Below are 13,638 nucleotides of genomic sequence, written 5' to 3'. Positions count from 1 at the left end.
GCCACCCGGGCACCAGGACCCGAGGGGACGAGCTGGGAGTCACACGACCGCCGGGCCACCGCCGACGGGGCGACCCGGGACTCCACCATCCCGGCCCGCACGACGGGCATCCGGCGGTGTCGGGTCGGATGCGGACCGCACCGCCCACCGCTGAGCAGACCGTAGAGGATCGCCACCGACCGAGGCAACAGTCCATTGGGGATCGGCCTGGTACACGGCCCGGTACGGGTACGTGTTCACGTGCGGCGGCAGGCAGGGGATGATCACCGGATGACGGCGACGAGGGGTACGCGCGCACTGCTCGGTGTTCTGTTCCTGGCGGCGGCCACGGTCGGGACGTGGCTCCTCTGGCTGGGCTGGGACACCCGGTACACGGTCGACGCGCAGACCGGCGCGAGCAGCGGCCCGTACGAGCCGTGGCAGGTGATCGGGTGTGTGTTGACGCTCGTGCTGCTGGCCGCGCTCGCCGGGACGCGGCTCAGCCCGTGGCTGGTGGCGCCGGTGATGACCGTGGCGTTCACGGCGGTCTGGTCGTGGCGGGCCGCCGGGACCGACGACAGCGGGCTGTGGGTGGTCGGGGGGGTTCTGGTGCTGGTCGGGATGGCGGCCGGCAGCACCGTGGTGAGCCTCGCGGCGCGGCGGCATGCTAGAAGGGAGCGTGCCTGACCTGACGAGCCCTCTCGATGCCACGTCCCTCAGGACCGCGCGGCTGCTGTTGCGCCGCATGCGCAGCGATGATCTGGACGGGTTCGCAGCGGTCAACGCGCAGCCCGAGGTGATGCGCTACATCCATCACGGCCGCACCCTCGACCGGGCCGCGACAGCGGAGCGTGTGGCCACCTATCAGCGGCACTGGGACGAGCACGGCTTCGGCCTGTACGCGGTCGAGATCAGCGAGACCGGGGAGCTGGCCGGTTTCACCGGACTGGCGGTGCCGAGCTTCCTGCCCGAGATCATGCCGGCTGTGGAAATCGGCTGGCGGCTCGGCCGCGCGTACTGGGGTCGGGGCCTGGCCACCGAGGCCGCCCAGGCCGTTGTCGCCCACACTCGTGCCACGCTCGACCTGCGGCGGTTGGTCAGCATCCACGTCGTCGGCAACGAGGCGTCCGCGCGGGTGATGGTCAAGCTGGGCATGTCGCTGGAGCGGGAGACCGTGCAACCGGACACGGGCCGCCGGGTCCGGGTCTACGCGATGGACCTGTAGGCGGTCGTGGCGGCGGTTGCGGCGGACCGCCGGTCAGCGGGCCACGGCGGGTTGCGGCGCTGGCACGCCGGCGAAGGGGATGTCGACGTGGTCGCCGGTCCCTGGCTGGCCGTCGGGGTGCCGCCACAGCCCACGCTCGCGCAGGATCGGCAGCACGCCCTCCCCGAACCAGTACGCCTCCTCCAGGTGCGGATAGCCGGAGAGGATGAACTCGTCGATGCCGAGCGCGTGGTATTCAGCGATCCGGTCGGCGATTTCGGCGTGGCTGCCCACCAGCGCGGTGCCGGCCCCACCGCGGACCAGCCCGACCCCCGCCCACAGGTTGGGGGCGACCTCCAGGCCGTCGCGGGAGCCACCGTTCAGGTCGAGCATGCGGCGCTGCCCCTCGGACTCGCTGCGGCGCAGTCCCTCCTGCACGGCCCGGATGTCGGCCTCGGACACCCCGTCGAGCAGGCGCTGGGCCTGCGCCCAGGCCTGCTCGGCGGTGTCACGCACGATGACGTGCAACCGGATGCCGAAGCGCAACTCCCGCCCGGCGCGGGCGGCCAGCGCCCGGACCCGCTCCAGCTTGTCGGCGACCAGGGCCGGCGGCTCGCCCCAGGTGAGGTAGACGTCGCTGTGCCGCACCGCCACCGGAAGCGCGGCGGCGGAGGACCCACCGAAGTAGACCGGCGGCACCGGGTCGGGCAGCCGGTGCAGCCGTGCCTGTTCGACGCGGACATGGGCGCCGTCGTGGTCGACGGTCTCGCCGCGCCACAGCGCACGCACCACGTGCAGGAACTCGTCGGCCCGCGCGTACCGGGCGTCCTTGTCCAGGAAGTCGCCGTAGGCCCGCTGCTCCTGTGACTCGCCGCCGGTGACCACGTTGAGCAGCAGCCGGCCCCGGGACAGCCGCTGGAAGGTCGAGGCCATCTGGGCGGCCAGCGTGGGGGCCAGCAGCCCGGGCCGGAAGGCGACCAGGAACTTGAGTCGCTCGGTCACCTCACTGAGCATCGCGGTGCTGAGCCAGGCGTCCTCGCACCAGGCGCCGGTGGGGGTGAGGGCGCCGACGAAGCCGAGTTGCTCGGCGCTGCGGGCGATCTGCCCGAGGTACGCCACGCTGGCCGGGCGGGCGCCTCCCGCGGCACCGGTCGGTACGCCGTGGCCGCCGCCGACGATGTCCCGGCTGTCGCCGTTGGTGGGCAGGAACCAGTGGAAGGTGAGGGTCATGGGGCTCTTTCCTCCAGCGGGGGCGGTCGGCGCACGCGGCGAGGCGGGCACCTCCTGAGGGGTGGGACGATCCCGCTGACAGCCTACCCATAAAACCTATCGGGTTAGTAGGCTACTGCCGGCGCCGACACCTGTCGATGCGCCGCTGTCCGCCTGCCCCCGACCCGAGGAGCCGCCATGCCCACCCCGTCGACGAGCCGTCCCCGGCACCGCCGCCTCCTGACGGCGGCACTCAGCACAGTGGCGCTGCTCGCCACTGTCGCGGTGAGCGCGTGCGGCGGATCCGCCGATGCGGACGGCGGCAGCGCGCAGAAGCTCCGGATCGGCTACCAGCGCTTCGGCGGGCTGAGCCTGGTCAAGGCGCGCGGCGCCGCACCGGATGTGGAGTGGTCGCTGTTCGAGAGCGGACCCGCGCTCACCGAAGCGCTCAAGGCCGGCTCCATCGACATCGGACAGGTCGGCGAGGCACCGCCCGTCTTCGCCGCCGCCGGGAAGATTCCGTTCTCCGTCATCGGCACCTCGGCACCGATTCCGCAGGGGGAGGCCGTGCTGGTCAAGGCCGACCGGGGCTACCGCAGCTTCGCCGACCTCAAGGGCCGAACGGTGGCCCTCAACAAGGGGTCCAACGTGCACTGGCTGCTGGTGCGGCTGCTGGAGGCGAACAACATGACGTTGAAGGACATCCAGGTCAAGTACCTCAAGCCCGCCGAGGGGCGGCCCGCGTTCGACGGCGGGCAGATCGACGCCTGGGTGATCTGGGACCCGTACTTCGCCCTTGCCGAGCAACCGGGGGTCCAGGTGCTCGCCGACGCGACAGGTCTGGCCAGCAACCGCGAGTATGTCCTCGCCTCCCCCCGAGCGGTCGACAAGCGGACGGACGAGATCCGCGCTTTCCTCCAGCGCTACCGCGAGGTGACCGACTGGGGCATCGCCCACCCCGAGGAGCGAGCCAGCACCCTCGCGCCGGAGCTGAAAATCCCCCAGGACGTCACCAGCCGCGCCCTGGCCCGCAGCGCCAAGCCCCTCGCCCCGGTCACCCCGGCCATCGGCGACGAACTTCAGGCGATCACCGACAGCTTCATCGCCCTGGAACTCATCCCGGGGCCGGTCGACCTCCGATCCCGGGTCGACGGCCGGTTCAACGAGGTGTTCCAGTGAGTCGGGCGACTCTCGTCGAGGCGCCCGAAGAGGTCACAGCGGCGGCGCCTGTCGTACCCCGTCGTCAGCGGTCGACCCGGCGCTGGCGGCGGGTGGTGAGCCCGGTGGTGCTGGTCCTGGGGTGGGAGTTGGCTGCGCGGACCGGGCTGCTGGCGGCCGAGAAGCTGCCCGCGCCCAGCGACGTCCTGGCCACCGGCGCGCGGCTGAGCCGGGACGGGACGCTCGGAATCCACCTGCTGGACTCCCTCACGCGGGCCGGGGCCGGCCTGCTGATCGGCGGTCTCCTGGCCCTGGTCCTGGGCACCGTGGCCGGGCTGCTGCGGCTCGGTGACGACCTGGTCGACCCGCCGGTGCAGATGGCCCGGATGCTGCCGCACCTCGGGCTGGTCCCGTTGCTGATCATCTGGGTCGGCATCGGTGAATCACTCAAGATCAGCCTGGTGGCTCTGGGCGCGTTCTTCCCCATCTACTTCAACACCTACGCCGGGATCCGGGACATCGACGAGCGGCTGGTGGAGGCGGCCCGCACCTGTGGTCTGGGGCAGGCCGCCCGACTGCGGCACGTGGTGCTGCCCGGCGCGTTGCCGTCGCTCTTCCTCGGTCTGCGGCTGGCGATCGGGGCGGCCTGGCTCAGCCTGGTCGTCGGCGAGCAGGTCAACGCCCAGACCGGGATCGGCTTTCTGATGATGGAGGCGCGGGAGTTCAGCCAGACCGACGTGGTGGTGCTCGGCCTGCTCGTCTACGCGCTGCTCGGGCTGATATCCGACAGTGCGTTGCGCGTCCTGGAGAGGAGGATGTTGACATGGCGTCGCGGACTGCGGGCCACCTGAACGGCGCCGAGCCGGTGCTCACCGCCCACGCGGTGCGCCGGGCGTTCGGGCCGACGGTCGTGCTGGCCGGCGTCGACCTGACTATCGCCCGCGGCGAGGTGGTGGCCCTGCTGGGCGGCAGCGGTTCCGGCAAGAGCACGCTGCTGAGGATTCTCGCCGGGTTGGATGGCGAGGCCAGCGGGACGAGCGTCGTGCACGGCACCGCCGCGGTCGTCTTCCAGGAGCACCGGTTGCTGCCATGGAAACGCGTGGCGGAGAACGTGGGGCTCGGCCTGTCCGGCGCGGACGGCCCGGGGCGGATCCGGCGGGCACTGGCCGAGGTCGGTCTCGCCGAGCGGGATCGCGCCTGGCCGGCGGAGTTGTCGGGTGGGCAGGCGCAGCGGGTGGCGGTGGCGCGGGCCCTGGTCCGCGAGCCGGACCTGCTGCTGCTCGACGAGCCGTTCGGCGCCCTGGACGCGCTGACCCGCCTGCGGATGCAGATCCTGCTGCGCCGGCTGCGCGCCGAGCACGGCTTCGCCGCTCTGCTGGTCACTCACGACGTGGAGGAGGCGCTGCTGCTCGCCGACCGGATCCTGCTCCTCGACGAGGGCCGGATCGCCGCGGAACTGCCCGTCGACCTCGGCCCCACCCGCACGCCGGACGACCCGGCCTTCGGCGCGCTGCGCCGCCACCTGCTCGACCGACTCGGCGTTCCCACCACCTGACGAGCGGAGCTGCGATGACCCGCTGGACCCCCGACCCCACGTTCTACCCCTCGCCCCGCGAGGCGGTGACCGCACCTGCGGAGAAGCTCGCCTACGTGGCGGCCTTCGACCGGACGGCCAGCCGTCCGGACGCCATCGTGGTGCTGGACACCGACCCCGACTCCCCCGACTACGGCCGGGTCGTCGGCTGGACCGACCTGCCGTACGTGGGTGACGAGCTGCACCACTTCGGCTGGAACGCGTGCAGCAGCGCGCTCTGCCCGACCGCGCCGCACCCGCATGTCGAGCGGCGCTACCTGATCGTCCCCGGCCTGCGGTCATCGCGCATCCACGTGCTCGACACCCAACCCGATCCGCGCCAGCCGCAGATCGTCAAGGTGATCGGGGCCGACGAGCTGGCGAAGCGGGCCGGCTACTCACGGCCGCACACAGTGCACTGCGGCCCGGACGGCATCTACCTCTCCGCTCTCGGCGGCGCGGACGGCGCGGACGGCCCGGGTGGCATCGCCATTCTCGACCACACCACGTTCGAGGTCCGCGGGGCGTGGGAGGCCGACCGGGGGCCGCAGTTCCTGGCGTACGACGTGTGGTGGCACCTGACCCAGGACGTGCTGGTCACCAGCGAGTGGGGCACCCCGCCGATGATCGAGGACGGCATCATCGGTGAGCTGCTGCTGGGTCGACGCTACGGGCACGCCATCCACTTCTGGGATCTGGCGAAACGCCGGCACGTCCAACGGGTCGATCTCGGCGACCAGTACCAGATGCCGCTGGAGCTGCGGCCGGCACACGATCCGACGAAGTCGTACGGGTTCGTCGGCGTGGTGATCAGCGTCGAAGACCTGTCCGCCTCGATCTGGCTCTGGCACCGCGACGGGGACGCCTGGGCCGTCACCAAGGTCATCGACATCCCGGCCGAGCCGGCCGACCCGGCGAACCTGCCCGACCTGCTCAAGCCGTTCGGGGCGGTGCCGCCGCTGGTGACCGACATCGACCTGTCGGTCGACGACAGGTTCCTCTACGTCTCCTGCTGGGGCACCGGGGAGCTGCGCCAGTACGACGTCAGCGACCCGCTGCACCCGGTCCAGACAGGCTCGGTGCACCTCGGCGGGATCGTCCGCCGCACCGCGCACCCGTCCGCACCCGACGAGCCCCTCGCGGGTGGCCCGCAGATGGTGGAGGTCAGCCGGGACGGCCGGCGGGTCTACGTCAGCAACTCGCTCTACGGCGCGTGGGACGACCAGTTCTACCCCGACGGGGTGGGCGCCTGGCTGGCCAAGCTCGACGTCGACGTGGACGCCGGCGGGCTCGCCCCGGATGAGCGGTTCTTTCCGCACGGGGATGAGTTCCGGGGCCTGCGGGTGCACCAGACCCGGTTGCAGGGCGGGGACGCCTCCTCCGACTCGTACTGCTATCCATGACCGTCACCACCCTCGCGACGCTCGCCGCGCTCGGCGCGTTCCATGGTCTGAACCCGGCGATGGGTTGGCTGTTTTCCGTGGCGCGGGGCCTCCAGGAGCGCAGCCGGCTGGCGCTGCTGCGCGCCCTGCCGCCGATCGCGGCGGGGCATCTCGCCTCGGTGGCCATCGTCGCCGCGTTGGTCACCGCGACCCGGTCGGTGACGGCGAGCAGCACCCTCGCGGTGGTCGGCGGTGTGGTGCTGGTGGCCTTCGGGCTGTGGCGGCTGCTCTCCGAGCGGCACTTCCGCTGGGCGGGGATGCGGCTGTCGGCAGCGCAGCTCGCCGCCTGGTCGTTCCTCATGTCGTCGGCGCACGGGGCAGGTCTCATGCTGGTGCCGGTGCTGGTAGCCGAGCCGGTGCCCGGGGGTCACTCCGGGCACCTGGCCGCCGCGCCGGTCGGCGCGCTGTCCGGCCTCGCGGCGGCCGGGGTGCACACCGTGGCCATGCTCGGCGTCGCCCTGGCCGTGGCGCTGCTGGTCTACGAGGTGCTCGGGGTCGGTGTGCTGCGTCGGGCCTGGTTCAACGTGGACCGACTCTGGGCCGGAGTGCTGGTGGCCGCGGGGTTGGTGACGCTGATCCGGGCATGACCGACCATCGTGGACGGCGGCGAATCGTGATCTGATGTCGGGGTGATCACTCCCACTCCCCTCATGCGCCTGGTGGCCGGTGTGTGGGGGTTCAAGACCCTCGCGGCCGGCGTCGAGCTCGGTCTGTTCACCCGGTTGGCCGGCGGGCGGACGATGACCGTCGAGCAGGCCGCCGCCGAGTTCGGGCTGCCCGACCGGCCCGCGGACCTGCTGCTGGCCGCCAGCGCGTCGCTCGGCCTGTTGGAGAAGGCGGGTGACGGTTACCGCAACTCGGAGTTGGCCGAGCAGTTCCTGGTCGAGGGTCGCCCGTACTACTTCGGGGCGCAGGTTCGTTACTCGGACCTGCGCACCTACCTGCCCTGGCACCGCATCGGCGAGGCCCTGCGCACGGATCGGCCGTTGACCTGGGACCCGGAGGCCCAACAGTCGATGTTCGACACCGCCGATCCGGAGATGCTGGCGCAGTTCTGGGACGCGATGTTCTCCACGTCCAGCTTCACCGCCAGCGCGCTGGCCGACGCGTACGACTTCTCGGCGCACCGCCGGCTGCTCGACGTGGGCGGCGGTGCCGGCGCGTTCCCGATCGAGTTCTGCCGCCGCCTGCCCGAGCTGCGGGCCACCGTCCTGGATCTGCCGCACGTCTGCGTGCGGGCCCGGGAGCGGATCGCGGAGGCCGGCCTGACCGGGCGGATCGACGCGGTGGGCGGTGACTTCCTCGCCGACCCGGCGCTACCCGACGGGCACGACGTCATCCTGCTCAGCATGATCCTGCACGACTGGGACGAGCCGACCAACCGGGCGTTGCTGGCCCGGTGCCACGCGGCGTTGCCGCCCGGTGGAGCGATCGTGGTCTGCGAACTGCTGCTCAACGACGAGCGCACCGGGCCGCCGGAAGCGGCCCTGATGGGGATGAACATGCTCGTCGAGACCGAGGGTGGCCGGAACTACTCGGGCGCCGAGTACGCTGCCTGGCTCACCGACGCCGGCTTCGTCGACGTGCGTACGGTGCCGTTCGACGCGCCGGGCGCCAACGGCGCGGTGGTGGCGCGCCGGGCCTGAACGCGGACGACACCCGGCCCCGGGTGCGAAACCGTGGGCCGGGTGTCGCAGCGCCGGGTTGGCGCTGGCGTCCGATCGGCTACCGGTACGGGTCAGGCGCGAGCCTTGGCCGGCTGCTTCATGAAGTCCATGATCGCCTTGTTGACCTCGTCGGCGTGGGTCCACGGGATGCCGTGCGGCGCGCCCTTGAGCGTGACGAGCTGGGCGGTCGGCATCATCGGCCCGAGCCGCTGACCGGTCACCGGGTAGGGAAGCACACGGTCCTGGTCACCCTGGACGATCAAGACCGGAATGTTGATCTTCGGCAGATCCGGGCGGAAGTCCTCCTGCCAGGCGTCCACGCTGTCGTGGGTGGCCTTGCCGGAAGCCATCGCACCGATCTGCCAGTGCGCCCGGTACGCCTCCTCGCTGACCCGCTTACCCATGTTCTGGTCCGGGTTGAAGAACGCGTCGCAGAAGGACGTCAGGTAGGCGAAGCGGTCCTTGATGATGGCGTCCTGGAAGCCCTTGAAGAGGCTCCGGTCGACACCCTCCGGGTTGTCGCTCGCCTTGGCCAGCATCGGTTGCAGCGGGCTGAGCAGCACGGCCCGGCTCACCCGCTGCGAGCCGTAGTTACCCAGGTAGCGGACCACCTCGCCGGTGCCCATCGAGTGACCGATCAGGGTCGCCTCCTTGAGGTCCAGCTCGGTCATCAACACGTCCAGGTCCGCCGCGAACGTGTTGTAGTCGTACCCGAACGCCGGCTGGGCGGAGTTACCGTAACCGCGCCGATCAATGGTGATCGTCCGGTATCCGGCGTTGAGCAGCGCGGTGGTCTCCTTCTCCCAGGTCGCACCGTTGAACGGGAAGCCGTGGATGAGCACCACCGGCTTACCGGAACCGTGGTCCTCGTAGTACAGGTCGATGGGCGCGGAGTTTTCCGTCCCCACGGTAATGAAAGGCATGTTTTACTCCTGCTCCGGTTTGGGCTGTCGGACGCCCCGCGCTTTCCCGCCCGGTCGACGGATATGCGGGCCGTCAGATCGGCCCGAACAGCAGGAACAGGGGTTCCCCGACCCTCCCCCGCCGCCCTAACCTCGGGGGGTGAAACTTCCGCCCCGGCTGCGGGCCGTCAGTGACCTGCACGTCGGGCACCCGCAGAACCGCGCGTTCGTCCAAGAGCTGCACCCGGAGAATGCCGGCGACTGGCTGCTCGTCGCCGGGGACGTCGCCGACCGGTTCGCCGACATCGAGTGGGCGCTCGGGCTGCTGAGCAGCCGGTTCGCCCGGGTCGTCTGGGCACCGGGCAACCACGAGCTGTGGACGCCACCGCGCGACCCGGTCACGTTGCGCGGCGAGGAGCGCTACCGCGAGTTGGTGCGGATGTGCCAGCGGTTGGGGGTGATCACCCCGGAGGATCCGTACCCGGTGTGGGACGGCGACGGCGGCCCGGCCACCATCGCCCCGCTCTTCGTGCTCTACGACTACACGTTCCGGGTGCCGCAGGCGCGCACCCAACAGGAGTCACTGGCCCTGGCGCACCAGGCCGGGGTGGTGTGCACCGACGAGGCGCTGCTGCACCCCGACCCGTACCCGAGCCGGGAGGCGTGGTGCGCGGCACGGGTCGCCGAGACCGAACGCCGGCTGGCCGAACGCGACCCGACGCTGCCGACGGTGCTCGTCAACCACTACCCGCTGGTGCGGGACCCCACCGACGTCCTGCGTTTCCCGGTCTTCGCCCAGTGGTGCGGCACCGTCCGCACCGGCGACTGGCACCTGCGCTTCGGCGCGTCCACCGTTGTGTACGGGCACCTGCACATCCCCCGCACCACGTTCTACGACGGGGTGCGTTTCGAGGAGGTCTCCCTGGGCTACCCCCGCGAGTGGCAGCCCCGGGGGTCGGTGCCCGACCCGGTGCGCACCATCAACCCGGCGGACGACGTGCGCCGGCGCTCGTCCGTCAGCGGGTGAGAGGCCGTCAGGATTTCCGCAGTGGCCGGAACGCGGCCCGCACCTCGGCGGAGAAGAGTTCCGGCTCCTCCCAGGCGGCGAAGTGCCCGCCGCGCTCAGCCTCGTTGAAGTACGCGATGCCGGGGTAGACAGCCTCGGCCCAGCTGCGCGGAGCGGCCCAGATCTCGCCGGGGAACGTGGTGAAGCCGACCGGCACCGTGACCGGTGGCGGAGTCTGACCGGACGCCTGGGCCGCTGCCTGAAACCGCCCCTGCTCCCAGTACCACCGGGCGGACGAAGCGCCGGTGCCCGTCAACCAGTACAGCGTGATGTTGTCGAGGATGCTGTCCCGGGTGAGACCGCCGGCCGGCTCGCCGTCGAGGAACGCGCGGGAGATCTTGTAGTAGCTGTCCGTGTCGTGGTCGAGCATCCAGGCCGCCAACCCGACGGGTGAGTCCAGCAGCGCGTAGCCGATCGTCTGCGGCCGGGTCGACTGCTCCAGGAAGTAGCCGAAGCCGTCCATCGAGAACAGCTTGAGCGCGTCGAGCGCGGCGCGTTCCTGCTCGGAGTTCGCCGGCAACTTGTCCTTGATGCCGACCGCCCCGGCGAGCAGGTTGACGTGGATGCCGAGCAGCCCCTCGGGTCCTTGACGCCCCATGGCGTCCGTGACGGCGGCGCCGACGTCGCCCCCCCCTGAGCGACGTAGCGCGAGTAACCGAGGCGCTGCATGAGTTTTGCCCACGCCTGTGCCATCCGCGCGGAATTCCAGCCAGGCTCGGTCGGCTCGCCGGAGAAGCCGTAACCGGGCAACGACGGCAGCACCAGGTGGAACGCGTCCTCGGGCGTGCCGCCGTGCGCCGTCGGGTCGGTCAGCGGGCCGACGGCTCCGAGCAGCTCGACGACCGAGCCTGGCCACCCGTGCGTCATGATCAGCGGCAGGGCGCTCTCATGCTGCGACCGCACGTGGATGAAGTGAATCTCGACGCCGTCGATGTTCGTCGTGTACTGCGGCAGCGAATTCAGCCTCGTCTCGCACGCACGCCAGTCGTAAGAGGTCATCCAGTGGCGGGTCAGCTCCTGCATCGTCGCCAGCTGCACCCCCTGCGAGCGATCGGTGACCAGTTCACGGGTGGGCCAGCGGGTAGCGGCAATCCGGCGACGCAGGTCGGCGATCGAGTCCTCCGATGTGTCGAGCCGGAAGGGACGAATCTCGGTGTCGTTGGACATCTTCCCCACCTCGCCAAGTCGAGTCGGACAGTGCCGATGCACCGACAGCGCCGGCACCCGCCCAGTCTCACAGCGAGCCAGTGGTACTCGGGCCCAAACGCGAATCGCCGACGCGCCTCACCCGTGGAATGATCAACAAGTGAGCCAACCGGACGAAGTCGACGACAACTGGCTGAATGGCGAGGAAGTCACCTGTCCGGAGTGCCGCGAACGCCTCTACCGCCTCGACCACTCGCCGCTGCTGGACTGCTATTTCCTCTACTGCGACGGCTGCCCGATGCGGGTCGACGTCAGTTACTACGACAGCACGTGTGCGGCCATCGCGGACGCGCTCCCTGCCCGGGACGACGCCTACCCCACGCTGATGGCGGCAGTTGAGGCACGGCTACGGCGATGCGACTGCGGCGGGCGGTTCCGGGACTCCGCGCCTCGGCGCTGCCACCGGTGCTCCACCGTCCTGACGGCCATCAGCGCGCCCTCCGGCGTCGACGTCTGGCCAGGTTGGTGGACAGATGAGACGGACACCGAATCCCTGGAAGAGCAGTTCACCGCCAGGTACTTCCGCACCGAAGACCTCTGGGAGCACTGACGCTGCCGTTACGCACCATCCACCCGGCCTACGACCTGCGCCGGCGCTCGTCCGTCAGCGGGTGAGGCCGACCACCGTGGCCAGTCGCGCGACGCCGGCCAGCGCCGGCTGCGCGCGGGCAACATCGGCGATCACGGTACGCGCCAGGGGCCGGCACCGAACCTCGCCCGGCGCGATGCTGTCCGCGTCGACCAGGGCGCGGGCCGCCCCGCGCAGGTCACCCACCTGGAGGTACGCCCGAGCGGCGTCGACCAGGTACGCGCCTCGATACTCAGCCGGCAATCGCCGCCACCCCTCCCGCCGGACCACAGTCGAGTGCCTCTGCAAGGCCCCGGATGCGTCACCCCGTTGCGCCGCCACGAGTACCCGCGCCAGCTCGACGGCAACCGGCCCGAAGCTGGTGCGGTGCGGATCGTCGTACCCCCGCAGGCTGGCGGCGACGCCCGCAGCCCGCTCGGTCAGCTCCTCGGCCTGGCGGTGCTCGCCGCAGCCGGCGGCGGCCAGTGCCGCCTGGAGCAGCAACGTCCCACCCACCGCCCACTCCCCCGGCGGTCGCTGTCGCGCAGGCCCGCCCTCGCCCTCGCCTCGTTGATCATGAGGTTGACGGACGGTTTGATCTCCACGAAGCCCACCAACCTCATGATCAGCCGGCTGGGAGGGAGCCGGGAGGATGCGGTTCGCTGCGGTTAGGGCCGCTGTTAGGGCTAGGCGGTCGCGGTTTGACGCGCGGAGCGCCTGGGCTACCGAGATGGTCGCCGTTGCGGCCAAGATCGGGTCGTCGGCGGTGGACATCGCTCGGTCGGCGGCCAGCCAGCCGAGGTCGGCCTCGCCGAGCTTCACCAGCAGCGACGAGGTGATCCGGTACGCCTGTGCCCGCAGCTCTGGTGCCTGCGCGGCCTGGGCTGCGTCGAGCAGACTCGGCAGGAGCCTTACCAACTGGCCGTAGTGCGCGTACTGGTAGCTCAACCAGGCGTACCCGACCTGCCTCCTCAGCTCGTCCGCCTGCTCGGGGGCTTGCGGGGTGTCGTAACGGGCGAGCGCAGCCCGGATCTCGTCCACCCCGTCCGGCGTGCCTGCCGGCGTGCTCTGTGGCTGGCCGAGCAGCACCTCCGGGTCGACCCGCAACACGATGGCCAACTCCTGAATCACCGAGTACCGGTCCAGGGCGCGCACGCCCCGCTCCACCTTGTCCACCCAGCTCTTCGACCTGCGCAACCGGTCGGCGAGCATCTGCTGCGTCATCGACCGCCGCACCCGCCACCGGGCGACGCGGCGGCCGATCGGGAGGTCATCGTTGGTCACGCCGCCACCGCCGGTCCGGGACCGCGCGGGTCGTCTCCTCCACGGGGACGCGCTCCGCCTCGGCCTGCGCCAGGAGACGCTGCTTGGCGGCCTCCCGCTCGGCCGCTTCACACTGCTCGGCCCTGCTCGTCGGCTCGTCGCCTTGCATGCCCACCCCCGCCAGCCGGTGCCGAAGCTTGGACTCACCGAACCTCGGCCGTGCATCTCACGTCCTGTTTGGACGACCTGTCCTGTGGATCCAGGCTCCGCCGATTGGTAATGACGACTTCACCGCGATTCACGGACGACTGGGGACGTCCTTGTTAGTACTCCAGCAGGAGATCCGTTTCAGGGCTCTGTGAGGGCTTGTCGGGCGTAGTGGCTGATCTTGGCTTCGGCTT

At 71.1% G+C, this 13,638-nt stretch carries 14 protein-coding genes and 1 pseudogene; 10 read left to right on the top strand and 5 right to left on the bottom strand.

What is annotated here, in order from left to right; all coding sequences use genetic code 11:
• Positions 1 to 270 precede the first annotated feature (270 nt).
• The gene (locus ACLQ3F_RS30670; RefSeq protein WP_425853111.1) at positions 271 to 666 is read left to right on the top strand and encodes a hypothetical protein; all 396 of its coding nucleotides are present in this window, start codon (positions 271 to 273) and stop codon (positions 664 to 666) included.
• Entirely contained in the window at positions 659 to 1,204 is a 546-nt protein-coding gene (locus tag ACLQ3F_RS30665; RefSeq protein WP_425853109.1) for a GNAT family N-acetyltransferase, read from the top strand. The genes ACLQ3F_RS30670 and ACLQ3F_RS30665 overlap by 8 nt, the downstream gene beginning before the upstream one ends.
• A 33-nt stretch (positions 1,205 to 1,237) precedes the next feature.
• Here the strand turns inward: ACLQ3F_RS30665 and ACLQ3F_RS30660 are convergent, their stop codons facing one another.
• Entirely contained in the window at positions 1,238 to 2,413 is a 1,176-nt protein-coding gene (locus tag ACLQ3F_RS30660; RefSeq protein ID WP_425853107.1) for an LLM class flavin-dependent oxidoreductase, read from the bottom strand.
• A 177-nt stretch (positions 2,414 to 2,590) separates the two neighbouring features.
• On the opposite strand from ACLQ3F_RS30660, the gene ACLQ3F_RS30655 reads away from it, so the two are divergent.
• The 6 genes from ACLQ3F_RS30655 to ACLQ3F_RS30630 are packed head-to-tail and all read left to right on the top strand — an operon-like array spanning position 2,591 to position 8,211.
• Positions 2,591 to 3,571 carry an aliphatic sulfonate ABC transporter substrate-binding protein gene (locus ACLQ3F_RS30655; protein WP_425853105.1) on the top strand — a complete coding sequence of 327 codons (981 nt, stop codon included), beginning with the start codon at positions 2,591 to 2,593 and terminating at the stop codon, positions 3,569 to 3,571.
• A complete protein-coding gene (locus tag ACLQ3F_RS30650; RefSeq protein WP_425853103.1) occupies positions 3,568 to 4,401 on the top strand; it encodes an ABC transporter permease in 834 nt (277 codons plus the stop codon). The genes ACLQ3F_RS30655 and ACLQ3F_RS30650 overlap by 4 nt, the downstream gene beginning before the upstream one ends.
• Complete coding sequence (locus tag ACLQ3F_RS30645; RefSeq protein WP_355006671.1) at positions 4,374 to 5,105, top strand: ABC transporter ATP-binding protein; 732 nt, start codon at positions 4,374 to 4,376, stop codon at positions 5,103 to 5,105. Before ACLQ3F_RS30650 ends, ACLQ3F_RS30645 begins: the two co-directional genes overlap by 28 nt.
• Positions 5,106 to 5,119: 14 nt before the next feature.
• Positions 5,120 to 6,526, top strand: a complete 1,407-nt coding sequence (locus ACLQ3F_RS30640) for a selenium-binding protein SBP56-related protein (RefSeq protein ID WP_425853101.1) — start codon at positions 5,120 to 5,122, stop codon at positions 6,524 to 6,526.
• On the top strand, positions 6,523 to 7,152 hold the full coding sequence (locus ACLQ3F_RS30635; protein WP_425853099.1) for a hypothetical protein: 630 nt from the start codon (positions 6,523 to 6,525) through the stop codon (positions 7,150 to 7,152). Before ACLQ3F_RS30640 ends, ACLQ3F_RS30635 begins: the two co-directional genes overlap by 4 nt.
• Before the next feature lie 42 nt (positions 7,153 to 7,194).
• Positions 7,195 to 8,211 (top strand): methyltransferase, encoded by a 1,017-nt coding sequence (locus tag ACLQ3F_RS30630; RefSeq protein WP_355006668.1) that lies wholly within the window; start codon positions 7,195 to 7,197, stop codon positions 8,209 to 8,211.
• Between the two features lie 92 nt (positions 8,212 to 8,303).
• Here ACLQ3F_RS30630 and ACLQ3F_RS30625 read toward each other — a convergent pair whose 3' ends face one another.
• Positions 8,304 to 9,155: an alpha/beta fold hydrolase gene (locus ACLQ3F_RS30625; RefSeq protein WP_357196317.1), complete on the bottom strand. Its 852-nt coding sequence runs from the start codon at positions 9,153 to 9,155 to the stop codon at positions 8,304 to 8,306.
• Between the two features lie 139 nt (positions 9,156 to 9,294).
• Between ACLQ3F_RS30625 and ACLQ3F_RS30620 the strand changes: the two genes are divergently transcribed.
• Positions 9,295 to 10,161, top strand: a complete 867-nt coding sequence (locus tag ACLQ3F_RS30620) for a metallophosphoesterase family protein (RefSeq protein WP_425853097.1) — start codon at positions 9,295 to 9,297, stop codon at positions 10,159 to 10,161.
• A 7-nt stretch (positions 10,162 to 10,168) separates the two neighbouring features.
• Here the strand turns inward: ACLQ3F_RS30620 and ACLQ3F_RS30615 are convergent.
• A pseudogene (locus ACLQ3F_RS30615) lies at positions 10,169 to 11,367 on the bottom strand (epoxide hydrolase family protein).
• Between the two features lie 139 nt (positions 11,368 to 11,506).
• Between ACLQ3F_RS30615 and ACLQ3F_RS30610 the strand changes: the two are divergent.
• A complete protein-coding gene (locus tag ACLQ3F_RS30610; protein WP_425853095.1) occupies positions 11,507 to 11,956 on the top strand; it encodes a hypothetical protein in 450 nt (149 codons plus the stop codon).
• A gap of 54 nt (positions 11,957 to 12,010) precedes the next feature.
• Here the strand turns inward: ACLQ3F_RS30610 and ACLQ3F_RS30605 are convergent, their stop codons facing one another.
• Positions 12,011 to 13,258 (bottom strand): helix-turn-helix domain-containing protein, encoded by a 1,248-nt coding sequence (locus tag ACLQ3F_RS30605; RefSeq protein WP_425853094.1) that lies wholly within the window; start codon positions 13,256 to 13,258, stop codon positions 12,011 to 12,013.
• The gene (locus ACLQ3F_RS30600) at positions 13,245 to 13,406 is read right to left on the bottom strand and encodes a hypothetical protein (RefSeq protein WP_425853093.1); all 162 of its coding nucleotides are present in this window, start codon (positions 13,404 to 13,406) and stop codon (positions 13,245 to 13,247) included. Before ACLQ3F_RS30600 ends, ACLQ3F_RS30605 begins: the two co-directional genes overlap by 14 nt.
• Positions 13,407 to 13,638 lie beyond the last annotated feature (232 nt).

It is taken from the genome of Micromonospora sp. DT15 (assembly GCF_049841475.1).
Taxonomy (GTDB): Bacteria; Actinomycetota; Actinomycetes; order Mycobacteriales; family Micromonosporaceae; genus Micromonospora.
Note: the sequence above shows the minus strand (reverse complement) of the source record. Positions and strands in the feature narration are given on the sequence as shown.